The organism is Nocardioides acrostichi (genome assembly GCF_015319165.1).
In the GTDB taxonomy this organism is placed as follows: Bacteria; Actinomycetota; Actinomycetes; order Propionibacteriales; family Nocardioidaceae; genus Nocardioides; species Nocardioides acrostichi.
The window spans coordinates 539,145-561,419 of record NZ_JADIVZ010000001.1 but is presented as its reverse complement, the minus strand read 5'-3'; the positions used below and the strand labels follow the sequence as shown (position 1 = coordinate 561,419).

At 71.0% G+C, this 22,275-nt stretch carries 21 protein-coding genes; 11 read left to right on the top strand and 10 right to left on the bottom strand.

Translation table 11 applies throughout. From position 1 onward, the window contains the following. Positions 1–15: 15 nt before the first annotated feature. The 3 genes from ISG29_RS02670 to ISG29_RS02660 are packed head-to-tail and all read right to left on the bottom strand — an operon-like array spanning position 16 to position 2,443. Positions 16–543 (bottom strand): flavin reductase family protein, encoded by a 528-nt coding sequence (locus ISG29_RS02670; RefSeq protein ID WP_194501788.1) that lies wholly within the window; start codon positions 541–543, stop codon positions 16–18. After that, positions 540–1,679 (bottom strand): MacS family sensor histidine kinase, encoded by a 1,140-nt coding sequence (gene macS / locus ISG29_RS02665; RefSeq protein WP_194501787.1) that lies wholly within the window; start codon positions 1,677–1,679, stop codon positions 540–542. Before macS ends, ISG29_RS02670 begins: the two co-directional genes overlap by 4 nt. Before the next feature lie 14 nt (positions 1,680–1,693). Then, complete coding sequence (locus tag ISG29_RS02660; RefSeq protein ID WP_194501786.1) at positions 1,694–2,443, bottom strand: lysophospholipid acyltransferase family protein; 750 nt, start codon at positions 2,441–2,443, stop codon at positions 1,694–1,696. Between the two features lie 119 nt (positions 2,444–2,562). Here ISG29_RS02660 and ISG29_RS02655 point away from each other — a divergent pair, with 119 nt between their 5' ends. After that, positions 2,563–3,348 carry an alpha/beta hydrolase gene (locus ISG29_RS02655; protein WP_194501785.1) on the top strand — a complete coding sequence of 262 codons (786 nt, stop codon included), beginning with the start codon at positions 2,563–2,565 and terminating at the stop codon, positions 3,346–3,348. A gap of 31 nt (positions 3,349–3,379) precedes the next feature. Continuing rightward, complete coding sequence (locus tag ISG29_RS02650) at positions 3,380–3,850, top strand: hypothetical protein (RefSeq protein ID WP_194501784.1); 471 nt, start codon at positions 3,380–3,382, stop codon at positions 3,848–3,850. A gap of 262 nt (positions 3,851–4,112) precedes the next feature. Here the strand turns inward: ISG29_RS02650 and ISG29_RS02645 are convergent, their stop codons facing one another. From ISG29_RS02645 to ISG29_RS02625, 5 genes are read right to left on the bottom strand one after another with little or no spacing between them, the layout of a single operon-like run. Then, on the bottom strand, positions 4,113–5,090 hold the full coding sequence (locus ISG29_RS02645) for an ROK family protein (protein WP_194502242.1): 978 nt from the start codon (positions 5,088–5,090) through the stop codon (positions 4,113–4,115). A gap of 38 nt (positions 5,091–5,128) precedes the next feature. Beyond that, the gene (locus ISG29_RS02640) at positions 5,129–6,112 is read right to left on the bottom strand and encodes an ROK family glucokinase (RefSeq protein ID WP_194501783.1); all 984 of its coding nucleotides are present in this window, start codon (positions 6,110–6,112) and stop codon (positions 5,129–5,131) included. Beyond that, positions 6,105–6,710 carry a hypothetical protein gene (locus ISG29_RS02635; RefSeq protein ID WP_194501782.1) on the bottom strand — a complete coding sequence of 202 codons (606 nt, stop codon included), beginning with the start codon at positions 6,708–6,710 and terminating at the stop codon, positions 6,105–6,107. Before ISG29_RS02635 ends, ISG29_RS02640 begins: the two co-directional genes overlap by 8 nt. Then, positions 6,707–7,912, bottom strand: coding sequence for an ArsA family ATPase (locus ISG29_RS02630; protein ID WP_194501781.1), 1,206 nt, complete (start codon positions 7,910–7,912; stop codon positions 6,707–6,709). Before ISG29_RS02630 ends, ISG29_RS02635 begins: the two co-directional genes overlap by 4 nt. Positions 7,913–7,926: 14 nt before the next feature. Beyond that, a complete protein-coding gene (locus ISG29_RS02625) occupies positions 7,927–8,364 on the bottom strand; it encodes an SRPBCC family protein (protein WP_194501780.1) in 438 nt (145 codons plus the stop codon). A gap of 143 nt (positions 8,365–8,507) precedes the next feature. Between ISG29_RS02625 and ISG29_RS02620 the strand changes: the two genes are divergently transcribed. The 9 genes from ISG29_RS02620 (at position 8,508) to ISG29_RS02580 (ending at position 19,621) form a co-directional block, all read left to right on the top strand. Beyond that, positions 8,508–10,373, top strand: a complete 1,866-nt coding sequence (locus ISG29_RS02620; protein WP_194501779.1) for an AMP-dependent synthetase/ligase — start codon at positions 8,508–8,510, stop codon at positions 10,371–10,373. A gap of 221 nt (positions 10,374–10,594) precedes the next feature. Beyond that, the gene (gene cpaB, locus ISG29_RS02615; protein ID WP_194501778.1) at positions 10,595–11,350 is read left to right on the top strand and encodes a Flp pilus assembly protein CpaB; all 756 of its coding nucleotides are present in this window, start codon (positions 10,595–10,597) and stop codon (positions 11,348–11,350) included. Between the two features lie 48 nt (positions 11,351–11,398). Continuing rightward, positions 11,399–12,604 carry an AAA family ATPase gene (locus tag ISG29_RS02610; protein ID WP_194501777.1) on the top strand — a complete coding sequence of 402 codons (1,206 nt, stop codon included), beginning with the start codon at positions 11,399–11,401 and terminating at the stop codon, positions 12,602–12,604. Further along, a complete protein-coding gene (locus ISG29_RS02605; RefSeq protein ID WP_194501776.1) occupies positions 12,601–14,163 on the top strand; it encodes a CpaF family protein in 1,563 nt (520 codons plus the stop codon). The genes ISG29_RS02610 and ISG29_RS02605 overlap by 4 nt, the downstream gene beginning before the upstream one ends. A gap of 8 nt (positions 14,164–14,171) precedes the next feature. Further along, positions 14,172–16,073, top strand: coding sequence for a type II secretion system F family protein (locus ISG29_RS02600; protein WP_194501775.1), 1,902 nt, complete (start codon positions 14,172–14,174; stop codon positions 16,071–16,073). Position 16,074: 1 nt separating this feature from the next. Next, the gene (locus ISG29_RS02595) at positions 16,075–16,989 is read left to right on the top strand and encodes a type II secretion system F family protein (RefSeq protein ID WP_194501774.1); all 915 of its coding nucleotides are present in this window, start codon (positions 16,075–16,077) and stop codon (positions 16,987–16,989) included. Positions 16,990–17,136: 147 nt separating this feature from the next. Beyond that, positions 17,137–18,606 carry a sensor histidine kinase gene (locus tag ISG29_RS02590; protein WP_194501773.1) on the top strand — a complete coding sequence of 490 codons (1,470 nt, stop codon included), beginning with the start codon at positions 17,137–17,139 and terminating at the stop codon, positions 18,604–18,606. Continuing rightward, entirely contained in the window at positions 18,603–19,289 is a 687-nt protein-coding gene (locus ISG29_RS02585) for a response regulator transcription factor (RefSeq protein WP_194501772.1), read from the top strand. The genes ISG29_RS02590 and ISG29_RS02585 overlap by 4 nt, the downstream gene beginning before the upstream one ends. 143 nt (positions 19,290–19,432) lie before the next feature. Further along, positions 19,433–19,621 (top strand): Flp family type IVb pilin, encoded by a 189-nt coding sequence (locus ISG29_RS02580; protein WP_194501771.1) that lies wholly within the window; start codon positions 19,433–19,435, stop codon positions 19,619–19,621. Between the two features lie 258 nt (positions 19,622–19,879). Here ISG29_RS02580 and ISG29_RS02570 read toward each other — a convergent pair whose 3' ends face one another. Beyond that, the gene (locus ISG29_RS02570) at positions 19,880–21,127 is read right to left on the bottom strand and encodes a hypothetical protein (RefSeq protein WP_194501769.1); all 1,248 of its coding nucleotides are present in this window, start codon (positions 21,125–21,127) and stop codon (positions 19,880–19,882) included. A 14-nt stretch (positions 21,128–21,141) separates the two neighbouring features. After that, complete coding sequence (locus ISG29_RS02565; RefSeq protein WP_194501768.1) at positions 21,142–22,128, bottom strand: C40 family peptidase; 987 nt, start codon at positions 22,126–22,128, stop codon at positions 21,142–21,144. Positions 22,129–22,275 lie beyond the last annotated feature (147 nt).

Here is a 22,275-nt window from a genome sequence, read left to right as displayed (position 1 = left end):
TCCCGGGTCGTGGTCTCACCCGCCCGACGGCTCGGCCCATCGGACGAACCGGCCGCGCCGGTGACCGAGCACGCCGGAGGACGGGTCGTCGCCGACCTCGACTTCGACCAAGCGACACGCGACCAGGGCAGACCACCCGACCTCGCGCTCCTCGACCAGCTCGACGCCGGCCCAGGTGGCGGCCGGAGCCAGCCTGGGCCCCCACTCGGTGTCGGTGAACGCAGCGACCCGGAACGGGCCACCGGGTGCGGGCGCGGTGCCCGCGAAGGCCTCCGCGAGGTCTCGGTCGGTCCACGCCAGCGGTGAGACGACGGCGCGGCCGGTCTCGCGCAGCGCGTCGGTGAGGTCGGAGTCCGGATCGAGCAGCGCCAGCACCTGAGCCGGCTCTCCCAGCGCGATCATGAGCGAGGTGACGGTGAGGCCCGCTCGGTTCCGCCCCTCGCCCGACGTCCAGAGACAGACGGCGCCGCCGACACGGGCGCGGAACCGGCGCGCCGGGTCGGGGTCGGAGTCGGCGAAGGGGTGGGTGTCGTGGATCGTCACGTGGTGGCCTCTCGCGGCACCGCCAGCTCCCACTCGGTGCCCCACGGCCCCGTGGAGAGGCGTGCCTCGCCGCCGAGGTCGGACAGCCGTCCTCGGATCGAGCCGGACACACCCAGCCGCCCCTGCGCGTGTGCCGCATCGAGGCGTCCGTCGGGGATGCCCGGACCGTCGTCGCGCACCGAGATCACGATGCGCTCGGGCAGGGCCTCGACCAGCACCCAGGCCGAGGCTGCCTCACCGGCGTGCCGAGCCACGTTGTCGAGGCAGGCGCCGACCGCGCCCACCACCTCGTCGACGACCGCCGACGGCAGCGGCACCTGCCCGCCCGGCAGCACGACCGTCGTCCGCGCCCGCCCGTCGAAGGGCGCCAGGGCAGCCGCCAGATCGCGCTCGGCCGGAGCCGTCGGCTCGTCGACCACGGAGTCCTGGGCTCGGATCAGGCCACGCAGGGCGACCTCCTGCTCACCGGCCAGCTGCCCCAACTCGGCGCCCGACCCGCCCAGCTCGGCGCCGCGCCGCTGCACGAGCGCCAGCACCTGCAACACCCCGTCGTGGACGGCCCGGGCCAGGCGAGCACGCTCGGCGGCGGCCGCCGCCGCGTGCTGCGCGGCGTCCCTCTCCACGGCCATGTCCTGGAGCGAGGCGGCGAGGTACCCGACGATCGGCCCGCCGATGACCAGCAAGAAGACGTTGCCCACGTTGTTCTGCGTGACGTGGTCACGACTGGCCAGATCGGTCGCGGCGAGCAGCACACCAGCGACGAGACCGCCCTGCCAACGCAGCCGGGCGGCCCACGCGAGCAGCGCTGCCATCACCCAAAAGCCCGGGACGGTGGCGTTGAACCCCTCTCCCTTCAGCAGCGGCGAGACCGCGATCGAGACCACCGCGAGCGCGAGGTCGACCACCAGCACGGGCAGGGTACGGCGAGAGGCGTCGGAGTAGATCCAGGTCACCAGCAGGGACCACGCACACATCGCCGTGATCGTGACGGCACCCGCCGTCGGGTGCTGGAAGTTGCCGGCCCGGTAGGCGTTGAGCAGCACGGCGTTGAGCAGCACCACCAGGCGCAGCACCGCGAGCGCGCGGAAGAGCCGGTCCTCGACGGCTCGGACGGCCGGCAGGGGCTGGTGGCGCATGCCGAGGGCGAGGATCAAGAAGCCCGTTGGTCGGGCACGTCGGAGCCGCCCTGCGCCTTCTGTGCGTCCTTCGCGGCGGCGTCCTTCTCCTTCGACAGCTCCTTCGCGCGGGAGGCGTACACGTCGACGTACTCCTGACCCGACAGCGTCATGATCGCGTACATGATCTCGTCGGTGACCGAGCGCAGGATGTAGCGGTCGTTCGCGAGACCCTCGTAGCGGGAGAAGTCGAGGGGCTCACCGAAGCGCACCACCGGCCGGGTGAACGAGCCGAACGTCTTGCCCGGCGGAGCCACGACGTCGGTGCCGACGACCGCGACGGGGATCACCGGCACCCCGGTCTCGAGGGCCAGCCGCGCCACACCGGTCTTGCCGCGGTAGAGCTTGCCGTCGTGGGAGCGGGTGCCTTCGGGGTAGATGCCGAACAGGTCGCCCTCGCCGAGCACCCGCTTGGCCGACAGCAGCGCACCCGCCGCCGCGTCGGCGCCGCCCCGGTCGATCGGCACCTGGCCGGCTCCGGAGAAGAACGTCTTCTGGAGCCAGCCCTTCAGCCCCGGACCCGTGAAGTACTCCGCCTTGGCCACGAACGTGACCCGGCGCGGCAGCGTCAGCGGCATGAACAGCCAGTCGGCGTAGGAGAGGTGGTTGCTCGCCAAGATGGCGGGGCCTTCGGCCGGCACGTGCTCGATTCCGCTCGCCTGGGGCCGGAAGACGACGCGCAGCAGCGGACCCAGCGCGATCCACTTGAGGAACCAGTAGAACACCCCAGCACTCCCCTTTCTCCCCCGTGGATGGCCTCGTCCGAGACCTGCCCGGCAGGAGCCTAGTCCAACCTCGCGGGCACCGTCTCACTCCACACGGCCCGGTGCGGCAGGATGCCGCCATGGCCCACACCCCGCCCCCGGTCCACCCGCTCGCCTCTCCCGTCGCCACCGACGCGGTGCCGGAGAAGACCGGCGGCCGACGGGTCGGCGTCCTGCTGAGTCACGGGTTCACCGGCCAGCCCGCCTCGATGAAGCCCCTGGGCGAGGCGCTCGCCGAGCACGGCTACGCCGTCGAGGTGCCACGGCTGCCCGGCCACGGCACCTCGTGGCAGGATCTCAACACCACCACGTGGGCCGACTGGTACGGCGAGATCCGGACGGCGCACACCCGGCTGGCGGACCGTTGCGACGTCGTCGTGGCGGGTGGGTTGTCGATGGGCGGGGCACTCGTGCTGCGGCTGGCCGCCGACCTCGGCGACGCGCTGGCCGGGGTCGTCGTCATCAATCCCGCGGTGGCCACCCAGCGCTTGGACGTGAAGCTGCTGCCCGTGCTGAAGCACCTCGTGCCCTCGTTTCCCGGGATCGCCAACGACATCAAGTCGGGCGGCGACGAGCACGGCTACACCCGCACCCCGCTCAAGGCGGCGCACTCGATGATGCAGGCGTGGCCGCCGCTCGTCGCCGATCTGCCGCGAGTGACCGCGCCGCTGCTGTACCTGCGCTCCGACGAGGACCACGTCGTCGACGCTTCCTCCGAGCCCCTCATCACGTCAGGAGTCACGGGCGAGGTGACCCGGGTGGCCCTGCGCGACAGCTTCCACGTGGCGACGCTCGACCACGACCTGCCGGTCGTCATCGAGCAGACCCTCGCGTTCGTCGAGAAGGTCACCGCCCCGAGGGGCTGACGTTCCACCATCGACCACCTAGGCTCGTCCCGTGGAGCGGGACAACGAGCGCGATCCGCACTCCGGTGCCGAGAGTGACCAGGACGCCGCCTGGCGGGCCATCGTGGAGAACTTCGGCGAGCGCGCCGATCTCGGTCCCGACGACCTCCACGATCGCATCGAGCAGTCGGAGCCCGCGGCCACCTCGACCACGTGGAGCATCCAAGACGCCGACCCGCTCGGCCTGCTCCCGTCGTCCGCCCCGCCGCCGGTCGACGACGACGAGCGCTTCGTGCCCCCCGAGCCGCCGCCGGTGCCGCGACCCCCGTTCGACCGCGGGCTGGCCTGGGCAGGCGTGTTCGGCGCCCCCACCCTGCTCATCGTCCTGCTCATCGGGCGCATCCACGTGCCCACCTGGGTCGCCTACGGCGGTATCGCCTGGTTCGTCGGCGGCTTCGGCTACCTGGTCGCCCAGATGTCTCGCGAGCCCCGCGACCCCTGGGACGACGGCTCCCGCCTCTGACGCCGACCCGTCACCAGTTTTCACGTGACCCGTCACCAGTTTTCACGTGACCCGTCACCAGTTTTCACGTGACCCGTCACCAGTTTTCACGTGACCCGTCACCAGTTTTCACGTGACCTGCCACCAGTTTTCACGCGACCCGTCACGACTTTCCAGGCGTCGACCCCTCGGACGACGATTTGCGACCCCTCGCGGGACGATTCGCGACCCCTCGCGGGACGATTCGCGACCCCTCGTGGGTCAATACGCGACCCCTCGCGGGTCAGCGACGGCGACGCGGACGGCGGCGCCGAGGACGCACACCCCGGCCCAGGCCCTCGCGCACCAGGGAGGCGGCTCCCACTGCCCCCGCCTCGGGGCCGAAGCTGGCCTCGATGACGGGCGGGACGACGCGGTGCCCGTGACCGACCAGCGAGCGGGCGAGTGCCGCGCGCGCGGGGGCGAGCAGTAGATCCCCGGCCGCGGAGACGCCCCCTCCGACGACCACGACCTCGGGGTCGAAGGCGGCGACGAGGTTCGCGGTGCCCACGCCGAGCCAGTCCCCGATCTCGGCGAACGCCTCCAGCGCGGCGGGATCCCCGGCGAGGGCCGCCTCGGTGACAGCGGGGCCGCCCCAGTCGTCGGGCGCTGTCGTCGACCGGGCACGAGCCAGGCGCACCAGCGCGCTGCCCGAGCAGTACTGCTCCCAGCACCCGTGCCCCCCGCACTCGCATTCGCGGCCGTCGGGCACGACCTGCATGTGGCCGAACTCGCCGGCCATGCCGTTGCGCCCGCGGTGCAGCTCGCCGTCGAGCACGACGGCGCCCCCGATGCCCGTGCCCAGCGTGATGACCAGGGCGTCGTCGGCGCCCACGGCCGAGCCGTAGGCGGTCTCGGCGCGGGCCGCGCAGTTGGCGTCGTTGTCGAGGAAGACGGGGGTGCGCCACCGCTCGGTGAGCCTGGCGCGTACCTGCTCCCCTTGCCACGGGAGGTGTGGCGCGAACATGACCCGCTCCCCCGCAGCGTCGACGAATCCGGCCGCGGCGAGACCGACGCCGGCCACACGGCGTCCGGCGGCGATCTCCTCGACCGCCTCGGTGAGCGCCTGCTCCACGAGAGCGACCTCGACCCGGCGTCCGGGCGTGGCCCGGTGCGCCACCCGGAGTACCTCACCGTCGGGGGCGACCTCGGCCGCCATGACCTTCGTGCCGCCGACATCGACGCCGATCACGACCGGTCGCACGACCGAGGCAGCCGCCATCACCAGCGACGGGCGGTCGGCCGAGCGCGTGCCGGAGGTCACCGGCGCGCCAGGTCGGCCGCGCCGATGAGACCGGCGCGGTTGCCCAGGCGTGCCTTGCGGATCTCCAGGGCCGGTCGATGTCCACGCCCGGTGAGCTGGCCCAGGAAGGCCTGCCGCGCCGGCTCCAGCAGCAGGTCGCCGGCCTCGCTCACCCCACCCCCGATGACCGCCACCGCGGGGTCGAGCACGGCGGTGAGCGAGGCGATGCCCTCACCGAGCCACCGACCGAGCGTGGCCAGTTGCTCGACGGCGAACGGGTCGCCGTCGCGTGCCGCCTCGGTGATGAGGGGCCCGGTGATGGCCTCGGCGTCGCCGTCGGCCCGATCGAGCACGTGCCGGGCGAGGAGCGAGCCGCCGCGAGCAGCGGTGCGGGCCTCGCGCACCAGCGCCGACCCGCTCGCGTACTGCTCGAAGCAGCCGTAGTTGCCGCAACCGCACAGTTGTCCGCCGGGCACGACGCGCATGTGGCCGATCTCGGCGCCGACGCCGAAGGCACCGCGGTAGAGCTCGCCGTCGAGCACCAGGCCGCCGCCCACCCCGGTGCCGACGGTGACGAGCAGGAGGTCGTCGACGTCGTGGCCGGCGCCGAAGCGGAACTCGCCCCACGCCGCGACGTTGGCGTCGTTCTCGATGACCACCGGCAGCCCGAGCTCGGACTCGAGATCCTGGCGCAACGTGACGTCGCGCCAAGCGATGTTCGGCGCGAACATCACGTTCGAGCGGGACTTGTCCACGTACCCGGCCGCACCGACACCGACACCGGCGACCTCGTGGTCACGGGTGAGCTGACGCACCAGGTCGCACACGGCCTGCTCGATGGCCCGCTCGTCGGTGGCCGGTGACTCGACGCGGTGCTCGGCCAGGATCGCGCCGTCGGCATCGACCACACCGCCGAGGATCTTGGTTCCGCCGATGTCGACCCCGACCGTGAGGGCGTCGGCGGGTACGGACCCGGTCGAGTCCGCCTCCGGCTCACTCATGGCTGCTGCTCCTCCGGTCGTCGTCGGGGCTGTCGTCGGGGCTGTCGTCGGGGTCGTCGTCGAGTCCGTCCCAGTCCGCGGCCAGATCCTCCCCCAGATCCCGCTCGAGGTCGTCGGCCGGATCGCCCTCGGCGTCGAGGTCGATCCGCTCCACACCGGCAGCGTCGTGTCGCCGCGCCCCGGCGGGAGCCGCCATCAGCGCAGCACCGGCCTGGAGGAGCGAGGCAAGTGCCGTCTGCAGATGGTCGCGCACCTCCGGGTTGAGCTGCCGGACGGCGTGCACCGTGCGGCACACGGGGCAGTAGCGGCACTCGGGCGAGCCCGTCGCGATCCCCTCGGCGAGCCCCTCGGCCACACCCTCGCCGACGTGGCCGACATGCTCGGAGAGCCCGCGGGCAGCACCGGCGGCGGCGCCGGCGAGGTCGGCGAGCCCCTCGGCCCAGGCCGCCCCCAGCCCTGCGCTCGCGCCCGCGACCTGCTCGCGAGCACTGTCGCCGGCCCAGTCCGAGAGCGCACCGAGCAGCTTCGCGGCCTCTTCGGCGACGCTGCCGACGTCGTCGGGGTCACCCTGACCGTCGTGCCGTCGCTCGCTGCTCATCGGCCCGCCCTCTCGCGCGGAGGTCCAGAGGCTGCGGCGTCGGGGTCCAAGAAGCGCACCCGCAGTTGCCCCTGCTCGACCCGCGCGCCGGCGACCTTGAACCGGTTGAGACCCGCGGGGAGTGTGAGCAGGCGGCGGTAGGAGCCCACCGTGAGCACCAGCTCGTCGCCGTTGCGCGCGAGGTCGACCTCCGCGCTCGTGACGAAGGGCAGAGCCAGGCTCAGCACCGCGCCTCGCTCGGTACGGCGCACCCGGAAGGGTCCGGTGCCCTGCGGCGGTGCCAACGCATCGCCACCGTCGTAGACCTCGGTGGCCAGGGCGAGCAGCGGCTCGGTGCCGACCGGTTCGACGGGCCGGTACTCCGAGCGCCAGACGGGCAGCCCCGCGAACGACTCGGTCACCTGGTCGAGCACCCGGCGCTGCGCCTCGACCCAGCCGGCGCGCCAGGCATCGTCTCCGCCGTCGGGGAAGATCCGGTTCGCCACGACTCCGTCGACGCGGTAGCCGAACAGCGAGAGGTTGGTGTAGCTGCGGCGTGCCTCGGCCAACACGACCGACTCGGGCGTGAGCACGAGCCGCACACTCGCGTCAGGGCCGGTCAGCAGGCGGTGCACCTCGTCGAGCTCGGTGTGCAATCGCTCGACGGCGTCGAACACGTCGTCACCGGGCATCGGCACACCCGCCGCACGGGTGAGCACCGGTTTGAGGGCCTTGACGATGCGGCGCTCGGCGGGGAACACGCGCTGCATGTACCAGCCCAGCGCCTCGGGCAGCGCCAAGAGCCGCAGCGTCTCGGCGGTCGGGGCGCAGTCGACGACCACGACGTCCCAGTGCCCCGAGAGCACGTGCAACCGGAGCTCGAGCAGCGCCAGCACCTCCTCCGCCCCGGGGATGACGGTGAGCTCCTCGGCCGCCACCGGGTCGACTCCGGCCACGTCGAGCACCGAGAGCAGATAGTGCTGGATGTCGGCCCACGACTGCTGGAACCGCAGCTGGGCGTCCACCTGCTGCACGAACAGCCGCGGCGCGACCTCGGTGGGCTCGGAGCCCACCGGGGTGGCGAAGGCGTCGGCGAGGGAATGCGCCGCATCGGTCGAGAGCACCAGGGTGCGGAGTCCGTCGGCCGCTGCGAGCGCAGCCGTACCGGCCGCGATGGTCGACTTGCCGACGCCGCCCTTGCCGGTGAAGAGGAGGATGCGCAACGCAGGTGCCCCGCTCAGGCCAGCGACTCGACGCGCTTCTTCAATCCCTTCAGCGCGGTGTCGATCAGGATCTTCTCGCCCTTGCGCTTGAGCATGCCGATCAGCGGGATCGACACGTCGAGGGCGAGACGGTACGTGACCTCGGTGGAGCCGCCGACCGCACGCAGCACGTAGGCGCCGTCGAGAGCACGCAGCATCTTGCCGTCGACCAGCGTCCAGGTGACCTCGCGGTCGTCGTGCCACGTGTAGGCCAAGGTGTACTCGTCCTTGATGGGCGAGACGTCGAGGGCGAAGAACACCTGCTCGGCACGGTCGCCGGAGCCGGCCTCCACCACCTCGGCCCGGGTGACACCCTTGGCCCAGGCCGGGTAGGACTCGAAGTCGGCGATGACGGCCATGACCTCCGCGGGGGTCGCGTCGATCGTGATCGAGGATGTCGTCTGCTCGGCCATCGTCCACCCCTCCTGCACGGTGCTCACCCGGTCTGGGGCGCACCGACGCGCCCGGCGTGCGAGCGTACCCGATCAGTCGCCGCCGGCCCCCGGCGACCACCGCCGACTCCCGCGTCGGCGACCCGTTGGGTAACGTCCCGCGCATGCGCGAGTTCTCGACGCCGGGCACCGACCTCGCCCCCGTCACCGGGAACCTCACCGACGACCTCGCCCGCCAGGCCGAGCAGGCCCCCGACACAGTGCTCGTCTGCCGCTGGCACGAGCCGGACGACGGCACGCCCGGCTGGCGCGACGTCACGGCCGCCGAGCTCTGGGCCGAGGTGCGCGCGGTCGCGCGCGGCCTGATCGCCGCCGGGGTCGAGGTCGGCGACCGCGTGGCGCTGATGTCGCGCACGCGCTACGAGTGGACACTGCTCGACTACGCCATCTGGTGCTGCGGCGCCGTGACCGTGCCGGTCTACGAGTCGTCGTCGGCCGAGCAGGTGCACACGATCCTAACCGACTCCGGCGCCGTCGCGATCATCGTCGAGCACGCGCTGCACGCTGGGCGGGTCGCCGAGCAGCGCGAGGGTCTCGCCCAGCTGCGACACGTGTGGTCCATCGACACCGACACCGAGGTTCCCGGCGACTCCGGGGGCGTCGTCCGCGAGCTGTGCATCCTCGGTGCCGAGGTGGACGACCCGGTCGTCGACGAACGCCGCGCCTCGATCGGCCCCGACGACGTCGCCAGCCTCATCTACACCTCCGGCACCACCGGGCGTCCGAAGGGCTGCATGCTCACGCACGGGGCCTTCCTGGCCGAGGTCGACGTCACGACCCGCGAGCTCGCGGAGCTGTTCGAGCCCGACGACGCGCGGACCCTGCTCTTCCTGCCGCTCGCGCACGTGCTCGCGCGCATCGTGCAGATCGGATGCGTGCGCACCGGCACGCCGCTGGCGCACAGCGCGGGCTTCGCGCGCATCGGTGAGGATCTGCGCAGCTTCGAGCCGACCTTCGTGCTCGGCGTGCCCAGGGTCTTCGAGCGGCTGTTCAACGCCGCCTCCCAGCAGGCCACCGCCGACGGCCGCGGCCGGCTCTTCGACCGGGCCGCCGAGGTCGCCATCGCCTACTCGCGCGGGCTCGACGCAGGCCGGGTGCCCGTGCGAGTGCGCGCACAGCGCGCGGCGCTCGGTCGAGTGCTCGAGCAGCGGATGCACGGCGCCCTGGGCGGGCGGTGCCGGTGGGCGGTGTCCGGCGGGGCGCCGCTCGGTGAGCGGCTCACGCACTTCTACCGCGGACTCGGCCTGACGGTGCTCGAGGGGTACGGGCTCACCGAGACCACGGCGAGCATCTGCTCCAACGTGCCCGACGCGCTCAAGATCGGCACGGTCGGTCGCCCGCTGCCCGGTGCGGCGGTGCGCGTCGCCGACGACGGCGAGCTGCTGTTCCGCGGTCCACAGGTGTTCTCGGGGTACTGGCAGGATCCCGAGGCCACCGCCGAGGTGCTCGAGCGCGACGGCTGGCTGCACAGCGGCGACATCGGCGAGGTCGACGACGAGGGCTTCGTGCGCATCACCGGCCGCAAGAAGGAGATCATCGTGACCGCCGGCGGCAAGAACGTCGCGCCCGGTGTGCTCGAAGAGCGACTGCGCACGCATCCGCTCATCGACCAGTGCGTCGTCGTCGGCGACGGGCAGCCCTACGTGGCCGCCCTGATCACCCTCGACGTCGAGGCTCTCCGGCTGTGGGCAGGCGAGCACGACGCCCTCGGTGGTGGTACGCGCGTGAAGGATCTCGACGACGACGAGCTGCTCGCTCTCGCCTCCCGCGACACGGCCGTGCGTGCCGCCGTCCAGACCGGGGTGGACGCCGCGAACCAGGCGGTCTCGAAGGCGGAGGCCGTGCGCCGGTTCGTCGTGCTGCCTCGCCGGTGGACCGAGGACGACGGCCAGCTGACGCCCAGCCTGAAGCTCAAGCGCCGCGTGGTGCTGCGCGAGAGCCACGACGAGATCGAGGCGCTGTACGTCTGAGGTGAGCGGCTCGCCGAGCACGAGCGGGCCCTCGGCGCCAGGTTTGACCTGCGACCTTCCCGTTTTCTGCACCCGCGAGCCAATCTTTCGGGCATTGTCCCTTGGGGAGCAGGGGCTCGGTGCCGATGGGAGGGCAGACCGATCCACGCCAGGGGCACCTGCCGCCGCCGGAGGATCGGGCCTCTGACCACCGATTCTCCTTTGTCGTGAAAGGCCCCCCGATGGACCGTCGCAGGATCCTCCTCATCGCCGCCGCGCTGGTCGCGGCGCTGGGCACGGTGCTGGTGCTCCTGTACGCGAAGGGTGCCGACAAGCGGGCCGAGGAGAAGTTCGACACCGCTACTGCCCTCGTCGCCATCAAGCAGATCGACCGTGGCGAGAGCGTCTCCAACGCCCTCGCGGCGGCCAAGATCGCCGAGCAGCAGGTGCCGGCAGGTCAGCTGCTACCCGGCGCCCTCTCCTCCGCGGACTCCATCGCGAGCGACGTGGCGCTGACCACGGTCTATCCCGGCGAGCAGATCATCGCGGAGAAGTTCGGTGACACCGCCTCGGAGGAGTCGCGACTGGTCATCCCCGACAAGGGCGACATGGCGATGTCGATCAACCTCACCGACCCGGCGCGCGTCGCGGGTTTCGTGAACCCGGGCTCGGAGGTCTCGGTCTACGTGACCGGCACCGACCCGCGCACCGGCCAGCCGTTCTCGCGCATCCTGCTCACCGGCGTCAAGGTGCTCGCCGTCGGTTCGACGACCCCGGTGACCACGACCAGCACGGGAGGCACGGGAACCACGGACCAGAGCGGTCAGGTGGTCGAGCAGCTGCCCCGCACCCTCATCACGCTCTCGGTCAGTCAGCAGCAGATGCAGCGGGTGCTCCTGGGCCAGCAGCAGGGCGAGCTGTCGTTCGCGCTGCTGACCGACAAGTCCAAGGTGAACCTGCTCCCCGCCACGACCCTCGACAACCTGTTCCAGAACTAGCACCCACTGCTGGTCTGGACACCGCTCCCGAGAAGCGAGGTCAACCCCATGCCCGTCGTCGCCGAACCCGAGGCAGACTCCCTCGCCGCGCTCCTCGACCTGCTGCCCAGCGGCACGCAGGGCGTGGACACGGTCGAGCGCGCCAAGGCGTGGCTGGAGCTGCACCGCGACGAATACGCAGCTGTGCTCGGGCCCGGCATCGACCTGGACGACGCCCTCAAGCTGTGCGAGCAACTGCGCACCAACCACCCCACCGTGAGCGTCGTGCTGGTGCGTGCCGACTTCGACACCGCGGTGCTGGCCCGCGCCATCCGCGCGGGCGCCCGTGACGTCGTCGCGGTCGAGGATCCGCAGGCGCTCACGCACGCCCTGGAGCGGGCCCTGGAGGTCTATCGCGCTCTGCGGGGCCCGGACGGCGCCCAGCGCAGCGGCACGGTCGTCTCCGTCTTCTCCCCCAAGGGCGGCGTGGGCAAGACGACCGTGGCGGTCAACCTCGCCCTCATGCTCGCCGACCACGGCGTGCGCCGGGTCTGCCTGATCGACCTCGACCTGGCGTTCGGCGACGTCGCGATCACGATGCAGCTCTTCCCGACCCACAGCATCGAGCACGCGGTGGGTGCGGAGCACTCCCTCGACCTCGAGGCCCTCGAGCCGCTGCTCACCCGGCACGCGGATTCCCTCATGGTGCTCGCCGCGCCGGGCAACCCCGACGTCCGTGAGCGCATCTCGCCGCTGCTCGTCACCCGCATCATCGGCCTGTTGCGCCAGCACTTCGACGCGATCGTGATCGACACCGCGCCCGCATTCGACGACCCGGTGCTCGCGGCGCTCGACGAGACCGACGAGCTCGTGCTCGTCGCGTCGCTCGACGTACCGACGTTGAAGAACGTCAAGGTCGCGCTGGAGACCCTCGACACGCTCGGCGTCGCCGAGGGCCATCGGCACCTGCTCCTCAACCACGCCGACGACGCCGTCGGCATCGGCCCCGAGAAGGTCGAGGCGATCTTGGGCATGGAGGCGACCAGTCGCATCCAGACCTCGATCGACATCGCCGCCGCCACCAACTCCGGCACCCCCATCGGCCTCTGCGCACCCGACCACCAGGCCGCCCGCGCGCTTCGTGCGCTGGCCTCCACCGTGGCTGGCGACGGCTACACCGCCGGCGCCCCCGCCACGCCCACCGATGAGGCCACGAGCCTCGACGCCGAGGCCGGGCGCGCCCGTGCCCGCTTCCGACTCAGGAGAAACCCATGAGCCTGGCCGACCGCCTCGCCGCTGCTCGACGCGAGCAGGCAGAGGAAGCCGTGCCCCAGGATCCGACCGATCTGCCGGGCGCCGACGCCACGTCCCCTGCCGCCGCGGCCACGGCGCTCGGGGCCGCCAGCGGTGCGCCTCGCCCCGCGGCCCCTGCCGTGGCTGAGCAGCCGACGTCCGCACCGGTGCCCCCGGTGCCCGGTATCTACACCGGCTCCAGCAGCGCCGCGCGCGCAGCGGCGTCCGACGAGGCCCCTCTCACGCGTCGGGTGCCCACTCGCCACGACGAGCGTCTGGAGCAGATCAAGAGCACCGTGCACACCCAGCTGCTCCAGCAGCTGGGGCCGCAGCTCTACGACGCCGACATGAGCGGCGACGAGCTCGACCAACGGGTGCGCACCGTGCTCGCCGACGTGCTGAGCACCCAGGACAAGCCGCTCTCGGCCAGCGACCGTCAGCAGGTGACCGTCGAGATCACCGACGACATCCTCGGCTACGGGCCGATCGAGCCGTACCTGCGAGACGAGGACGTCTCCGAGGTCATGGTCAACGGCCACGACAACATCTGGCTCGAGCGCAAGGGCAAGCTGGTCGCCGCCGACGCGCACTTCACCGACGAGGCGCACCTGCGCCGGGTGATCGACAAGATCGTGTCGCGCATCGGACGCCGCGTCGACGAGTCCTCCCCCATGGTCGACGCCCGCCTGCCCGACGGCAGCCGCGTCAACGCCGTGGTGCCGCCCCTGGCGGTCGACGGCTCGGCGCTCACGATCCGCAAGTTCGCCGCCGACCCGCTCACGGCGCTGAACCTGATCTCGTTCGGCTCGTTGACTCCGCAGTCGTGCGACTTCATCGAGGCCGCCGTGCGTGGCCGGCTCAACATCATCGTGTCGGGTGGTACCGGTGCCGGCAAGACGACGACGCTCAACGTGCTGAGCTCGTTCATCCCCGGCGACGAGCGCATCGTCACCATCGAGGACGCCGCCGAGCTGCAACTCAAGCAGGACCACGTGGTGCGTCTGGAGTCGCGGCCGGCGAACATCGAGGGCAAGGGCGCCGTGACGATCCGCGACCTGGTGAAGAACAGCCTGCGCATGCGGCCCGACCGCATCATCGTCGGTGAGGTCCGCGACGCCTCCGCGCTCGACATGCTCCAGGCCATGAACACCGGCCACGACGGCTCCATCTGCACCCTGCACTCCAACGGCCCGCGCGACACGCTCTCGCGCATGGAGACCATGGTGCTGATGGCCGGTATGGACCTGCCGATGCGCGCCATCCGCGAGCAGGTCGCCTCCGCCGTCGACCTGATCGTGCACCAGGCCCGCCTCAAGGACGGCTCGCGCCGGATCACCCACATCACCGAGGTGGAGCGCATGGAGGGCGACGTCATCACGCTCCAGGACATCTTCGTCTACGACAACTCCCTCGGCCACGACGCCGACGGCAACTCCCTGGGTCGCCTGCGGCCGACCGGGCTGCGGCCGAAGTTCCTCGAGAAGATGGCGCACGCCAACGTGACCGTCGACCCGCTCATGTTCGCCGCAGACCGGATCTGAGGCGCGTGATGTTGAAGATCCTGCGTCTCCTCGGGGCGCTGTTCGCCGCCCTGGTCGGCCTCGTGGTCGTCGGCGGGCCGGCGCTGGCCGCCGACGGTTCGATCCAGTACGTGCAGCCCGGCGAGAACGGCACCGTGAGCATCCTTGTCTCCGTCCCGGCCGATGCCACCGCCGATCTGAAGTCGGTCGGTGTCACGATCGGCGGCTCGCCCGTCGACGCCACCGCGGTGCCGGCCAAGACCTCCCAGGCCGTCAAGCGGTCGGCCGTACTGGTCATCGACACCTCCGACTCCATGTCGGGGGCCACGTTCGACGCCGCCAAGCAGGCGGCCCAAGCCTTCGTCGACGGGCTGCCCTCCGACGTCTCGATCGGCATCGTCACCTTCGCCAAGGACGTCGCGGAGCCGCTCGCGCTCACCGACGACCACGCCGCCGCGACGTCCGTGATCGACGGCCTCTCGCTCGCACGAGGCACGGCGCTGTACGACGGCATCCAGGCCGCCGCGCAGATGGCCGGCGCCGAGGGCCAGCGCACGCTGCTCGTTCTCTCCGACGGCGCGGACACCACGAAGAGCTCGCTCTCGGACGTCACCGGAGCGATCGAGGACTCCGGCGTCATCGTCGACGTCGTGTCCTTGGACGGCGCCCCGACGGCCGCGCTGAAGGATCTCGCCGGGGCCGGCAGCGGCCAGGTCATCCCGGCCACCAGCCAGGCCTTGGAGAGCACCTTCGCCGCCGAGGCCGACGCACTCGACCGTCAGGTGCTCGTGACGGCCCAGGTGCCGGCGTCCCTCACCTCGAACGAGCAGACCGTCGCGGTCAGCCTCGACACCGACCAGGGGCCGGTGAAGACATCGGTGCTCGCCACGGTCGCAGACGTCGCCAACGCGCCCTCGCTGGCGCCTCCGGTGACCAGCGGCGGCTTCGCGGTGCCCGCCTGGGCGATGTTCGTCGGTGTCGCACTGCTCGGCGCGGGCCTCGTGAGCGTCGCGATCTTGCTGGTGCCCGCGAAGGCCGCTGCGCCCAGCGTCGAGGAACGGATCACCACCTACACCTCGACGACCTTCGGCGCTGCCGAGCCCGAGAAGCCGAAGCTCGATGCCACCGAGGCGCTCGGCCAGGCCAAGGACGTCGCCGCACAGATGCTGCGGCGCAACCGCGGCCTGGAGCAGCGGATCTCGCATCGTCTCGAGGGTGCGGGCAGCGAGCTGAAGCCCAACGAGTGGCTGCTGGTGCACCTCGGCATCGTCATCGTCGCCGGTCTGCTGGGGCTGCTGATCGGCGGTGGGAGCATCGTGCTGGGCCTCGTGTTCCTCGCGCTCGGAGTGGTCGGGCCGTGGGTGTTCCTCGGTCTCAAGCGCTCGCGGCGGCGCAGGAAGTTCAACGACTCCCTGCCCGACGTGCTCGGACTGATGTCGGGAGCCCTCACCGCCGGCCTGTCGCTCTCGCAGGCGGCCGACACGGTGCACCGGGAGGGCCCGGAGCCCGTGGCCACGGAGTTCAAGCGGGTGCTGGTCGAGACCCGCCTCGGCGTCGATCTCGAGACCGCGCTGGGCGACCTGGCAGTCCGGTTCGACAGCAAGGACTTCGCCTGGGTCGTCATGGCCATCAAGATCCAGCGGCAGGTCGGCGGCAACCTCGCCGAGCTGCTGGACACCGTGGCCGAGACCATGCGCGAGCGCGCCTATCTGCGGCGTCAGGTGGCCGCCCTGGCGGCCGAGGGCAAGTTGTCCGCCTACGTGCTGGGTGGCTTGCCACCCATCTTCTTGCTCTACCTCGTCCTGACGAACGGCTCGTACGTGAATCCCCTGTTCACCGATCCGAGGGGTCTGATCATGTTGTTCGGGGGCGGGCTATGGCTCGGTGTGGGAGCGTTCTGGATGAGCAAGCTCGTCAAGGTGGAGGTCTGAGATGCTGCTCGTGCTCGCGGTGCTGTTGGTGGCAGTTGCTCTCTTGCTGGTGGCCATGGCCACGGCGTCCGACGCCCAGGCCTCGGGCATCGGCAGGTCCATCGCCGTGCTCCAAGCGATGACCAACGCACCCAAGGAGTTGGTATCCGACGTCGACCGGCCGTTCGACCAGCGCGTGCTCGAACCGCTGAAGGCTCGGGCCCTGTCCATCGGACGTCGGCTCTCCGGCGCCGATACCTCCGATCGTCTTCGACGGAAGCTGGATCTGGCCGGAAACCCAGCCGGCTGGACGGTCGACCGCGTGGTGTCGACGAAAGTCATCGCGGCAGTGGTCGGCCTCGTCGTCGGCTTCGTGTTCAGCCTGCTCTTCGGCAGCGGAATCGGCATGCGCCTCGTACTCGCCGTCGGAGGACTCGCCTTGGGTTTCATGAGCCCCAACCTGTGGCTCTATCAGCGGGCCTACGACCGCACCCAGCGTATGCAGCGCGAGCTTCCGGACGCCATCGACCTCATGACGATCTCTGTGGAGTCCGGCCTCGGGTTCGACGCCGCCGTCCAACAGGTGGCACGCAACACCGAGGGTCCGCTCTCCGAGGAGTTCTCCCGCATGCTGCGGGAGATGCAACTGGGCAAGGGGCGGGCCGAGGCTCTTCGCTCCCTCTCGGAACGCTCCGACCTCGAAGATCTACACACCTTCGTCGGCGCCATGGTGCAGGCGGACGCTTTCGGCGTGCCGGTCGGGCAGGTGCTGCGCGTCCAGTCGGGCGAGATGCGGGTGAAGCGCCGCCAGCGAGCCGAGACCAAGGCGCAGCAGGTTCCGGTCAAGATCACGGTCCCCCTGATCTTCTGTATCCTGCCATGCCTGTTCATCGCCGTGATGGGACCCGCGGCCCTCACGATCATGGACAACATGTGACCGATCGTGCGCCGGTCCATCACGCCTGAGCTTCGACTCGTCGTCCTCGCCCGACTCTTCGTCCTCTTGGCGGTGGGTGCTCCGATCCTGTGGCTTCGCAGCACCGACGCGCTCTCGGCGCTTGTCGCCCTGACACTGGTAGCGGCGATGGCAACGAGCCTGGAACTGCGCAAGCCCGAATCCGCGCGACGCCTTGTCCTGATCGAGGCCGCGTCGGTGGGCCTGGTCTGCGGTTCGGTCGCAGCCTTTCCAGCAATCTTCGGCGCCACGGTCACGGCCCCGTTCGTCGGCGGATTGCGACGAGGGACGCGCGGCGTCTTCTTGGCCCTCGCCGCGGGCCTGTCTACCTCTGTCCTCTCGGCCGTCGTCGTGCTGGGAACACTGAGTCAAGAGAGTGGCCAGGCGCTGCTCACCTGGACGCTCTTGGGGCTGGGTCTCGGACTCGTGTCAGCCTCGATTCGACACACCCTTCACGCGGACGACGCAGTCGCACCCTATCGCCACGCCGCCGCTCTCCTGCGCGAGCTGGTCGGTATCACCGACTCACTGTCCTCCGGGCTCGACCAGCGCAATCTGGGTGGCCAGATCCTCAGCGAGGTCCGTGACGAGTTGCCCACCGTGTGCGGAGCCGTCTACGTACCGCACGACGACGGGCTCATCCCGCTGGCCGTCAAGTCGTTCGGAGACGACCACGCCGACGCCTGCGCCCTGGCCGCAGAGCGCGCCTGGAGCACGGGCCAGATGGTCGCCGCCGAAGGTCGCTTCGCCTTCTGCCTCACCTCCGGGTCGCGTGCGGTGGCCGTGGTGTCGGGCGTCTTCTCCGAGCGGTTCGACCCTCAGACACTCGACCTGGCACGGGTGGAGGGCCGGCTGCGCACCCGACTCGGCGACCACGCCACCCGGCTGGAGACGGCGCTGCTCTTCGACGCGTTCCGCGGCGCGGCCACCGCCGACGAGCGGCAGCGGCTCAGCCGCGAGATGCACGACGGCGTGGCGCAGGACATCGCCGCGCTGGGATATCTCGTCGACGCCCTGGCGGCTGCCCCCGTGAGCGAAGCCCAGGCCCAGCAGTTGGATCTGTTGAGGCAGCGCGTGACCGGCATCGTGGCCGACGTGCGCCGCACCGTGATGACGTTGCGCACGAGCGTCGGCGAGAGCGAGAGCCTCGGTAGCGCGATCACCGCGCTGACGCGCAACCTCGCCCAGGTATCCGGTGTGGCGATCGAGGTGACGCTCGACGAGCACGCCCAGCGGCTGCGGCCCGAGATCGAGGCCGAGCTGTTCCGCATCACCCAAGAGGCGGTGAACAACGCGGTGAAGCACTCGGGCTGCACCGGTATCCGGGTGCACTGCCAGGTGCACGCGCCCGACGCCGTCATCACGGTGCAAGACGACGGCCGCGGCCTGGGCTCGGCCCGCGACGACTCCTACGGCATGCGGATCATGGCCGAGCGCGCCCGCCTGGTCGGCGCGGAGCTCCAGGTGCTCGAGCCGGCCGAGGGCGGCCTGGCCGTCCAGGTGCGTCTGGGGCGAGCCGTCCCAGACGATCAGACGCTAGCGTGGCCGCATGAGTCGAGTGCGCAGAAGGTGGCTCGTGCGACGAGAGCGGTCCGATGACTGACCCGGGACGGTCGGGCGGCGGCGCCCTCCGCGTGGTGCTGATCGACGACCACGAGCTGGTCCGCGCCGGTCTGGCCGGAGTGATGGACCTCCAGCACGATCTCACCGTGGTCGGCACGGCCGGGAGCGTGAGCGAGGGACTCCGCATGATCCAGGACTCCTCACCCGACGTGGTGGTCACCGATCTCCAGTTGCCCGACGGTACCGGGCTCGACGTGGTGCGCGCGGTCCGCGGTCTGCACACTCCGCTCAAGGACGTCGGCATCATCGTGTTGACGATGCACTCCGGCGACGACCAGATCTTCGCCGCCATGGAGGCCGGCGCCTCGGGGTTCGTCGGCAAGGACGCGCCGTCCTCCGAAGTCGTCAAGGCGGCCCGCCACGCCGCCGCCTCGCCCCGGTCGTTCATCTGCACCGGCCTGCTGGGCGCCATGATGCGGCGCGGTGCGTCGGAGTCGACCCGCCTCACCGACCGTGAGCACGAGGTGCTGGTTCTCCTGGCCGACGGCCTCGGGGCCGGAGCCATCGGCAACAAGCTCTACCTCTCGGAATCGACGGCCAAGTCGCACATCGCCAAGATCTACCAGAAGCTCGGCGCGGCCAACCGTGCACAAGCACTCGTCACGGCCATGCGCGTCGGGCTCCTGTCGACGGTCCAGCCCTCTGGCAGCGACGGGTGAACCGAACCACCCACGCATAGCCCGAACGGACTATCCGAGTTCGACCGGGAATCTGATTCAGTGGCTCCTCCCGGCGCCGATAGTTGAGACATCGAGGTTCCCCCGAGCCTCACCACCAACGATCTCAACCCTGGGAGAATCCAATGATCGAGTTCATGATCATCATGCTCAACGCGCACAAGGCCAAGATGGACGAGCGCGGCGCCTCGGCTGTCGAGTACGGCCTGCTGGTCGCCGGCATCGCCGCGGTCATCGTGGCCATCGTGGTCACCCTCGGCGGCAAGATCAAGGGTGCCTTCGAGACCACCAGCAACTCGATGCCCACGGGCTGACGTTCACACCCACGAGATGGCCACCCGGTGAGTACCGGGTGGCCATCAGTCATTTGTCGGGAGGAGGTCGTGCACGGCATGACCACCCATTCGCGCGTACGCGCCGAGCACTCGCCCGAGAGGGGTGCTTCGGCGGCTGAGTACGCACTTCTCATCGCTGGAATCGCTGCCGTTCTCGTCCTCGTGATCGTCGCCCTGGGTGGCGACGTTCGCGGCCTGTTCGACCTGACCGACGCATGCCAGTCTGCTGGCAGCAGCTCAACGTGCTAGCCGATCTAGCTGGGTCCGCCAGCGTCCGGTGACCTCTGCCAGGCTCAAGCCAGTCACCCGGCGCAACGTCGCATCGACATCCCCACCGCTGGCCAATTTGTCGTACAACCGCACCAACGCATCCTGGCCCGCCACCCGCGCGATGAGGCGGCACGCCAACCACGCGGCCTCGTAGGCCGCCCCCAGGTGGGTGGAGGCGGTGTCGAACTCCGCCGTCCCCGGCAGTGCCGCCGGCACGCCGTCCGCCTTCACCTGGGCGATGATCTGAGCCGCCGTCGTCGAGAGCGGCAGCTTCACGTCGCGCAGCGCGACGTAGTCGGCGAACCCCTCGACCAGCCACTGCGGCGCCTGGCTCAACGGCGCGTCGGTCACCGCGTGCGTCGCCTCGTGACTCATCACGACCTGCGCGCCGGTCGGCTTGAGCCGGTTCATCTCGTCCGGGTTCACGAACACGTGCACCGGGCTCCCCACCGAGACGACCCCGTCGGGGCTGGTCGTGACGGCCGCGACGTTCTCGTAGGTACCCGGGTCGGCCCCGAGCATGGCGTCGAGCGCGGCCGCGGAAGACGGCACCTCCACCACCAGGCTCACGCGGCTGCTCGGCAGCACCTTCTCGACCACCGGCACGGCGCGCTGGGCGAGCCGGTCGTACGTCCGGGCCTCCTGCGAGGTACCCGACACCATCACCAGCACGTCCGGCGCCTTCCGCACCTGGAGCGGACCCTGGAGCCACAGCGGCACTGTGCCTTGGTCGGGGTCGGCCGACTCGACGGCCACCCCGCGATCGCCCACGTTGCGGAACGTGAACGGCACCTCCATCCGCGCCGTACCCCGGTCGAAGCCGGCGATGCGCCAGCTCACGTCGGCGGTACCGCTCCACCGCCCCTCGGCGTCGACGCCGCCGCCGGTGCTGTCGATGAAACGGATCACGACATCTCGGAGGTCGAGCGCCTGGGCGTTCTGGACGACCGAGGCCAGCAGGCTGCTGGCTGTCGCGTCGTCCGGTGGGGCGAGCCGCTCGACGGCCGTGACGTCGCGACGCGTGATGGCCCGCTGGAGGTCGGCCAGGGCTACGACGGCAGCGGCCGGTCGGGCACGGTCGGACGGCGCGTCGGCGGCGCCGGTGGTCGGTGCCACGTAGGTGTCGGGTGTGGTGACCCGCCAGGTCACGACACCCACACCGAGCAGTGCGAGGCAGGCGGCCGCAGCCACGACCAGCCGCGGATGCACCCTCATCGATGGGCCACGGATCAGCCCGGTCGGACCGCTCCGACGTACGGCATCGAGTGCAGCGAGGCGATGGCCACGCCGGTGCTCGGGTTGGCCGCGTGCACGATCATGCCGCCGCCGATGTACATGCCCACGTGACTGATCGGGCTGTAGTAGAAGACCAGGTCGCCCGGCTGGAGCTCGCTCTCGGGGATGTGCGGACCCGAGCTGTACTGGGCGCTGGAGCTGTGCGGCAGGCTGACGCCGGCCTGGGCCCAGGCCATCATCGTCAGCCCGGAGCAGTCGAAGGCGCTCGGTCCGGCGGCGCCGTACACGTAGGCCTTGCCGACCTGGGCGCGGGCGTAGGCGACGGCGGCTGCGGCACGACCCGACGCGGGGACGACCGGCATCTCCGTGCGGTCGCTGGAGCGGCTGACGATCTCTGCACGCTGCTTCGCCTCGAGCCGGTCGAGCAGGGCCTTGGCCTCGCCGTACTTGTCGTCGACGGTCTTCTTGTCCGAAGCCAGCTGGTCACGGAGCTTCGCGATCTGCTCGGCGCGCTGCTCGGTGGCCTGGCGCCGGATGTCGAGCGCCTTGACGGCGGTCGAGTAGGAGTCGAAGAGCTCGTCGTTGACGGAGTCGTAGGTGTCCATCGCCGACATCTGATCGAGGAAGGACTGCGGGTCGTCGGAGAGCACGACCTGGCCGAAGGCCGAGAGCGAGTCGCCCTCGTAGGTGCGCACGATGCTGTCGCGCACGCGGTTGCGCGCCTGGCGCATCTGCTTGGCCTGGGTGTCCTGGTCGCCCTGCACGACGCCGAGGTCGCGTCGCAGCGACTTCAGCTGGAGCTTGGCGTCGTTGAGGCGCTCCGAGGCCTGCTCGGCCTGGTGGTAGAGGGAGTCGACCTGGGACTTGACGTCATCGATGTTCGGCTCGGCCTGGGCCGGGGACGACGGCACGAGGGCCGCGGCTCCGATCAGGGCAGCGCTCGCGAGAGCGGGGACGAGCCGTGAGCGACGGTTCAGCACGAGGAGCGGTCTCCCTTGTGGGTCTGGAGGTTTCTGCTGCGGGCTGGGGCGTGAGAGAGCCCCGCCAGGTTCGCCAGGGGGCGCAGACACCCGCCGTGACCGTAGTCGCTGCGAGCGAGGCACACCAAACCCAAGTGCCCCTGTTCA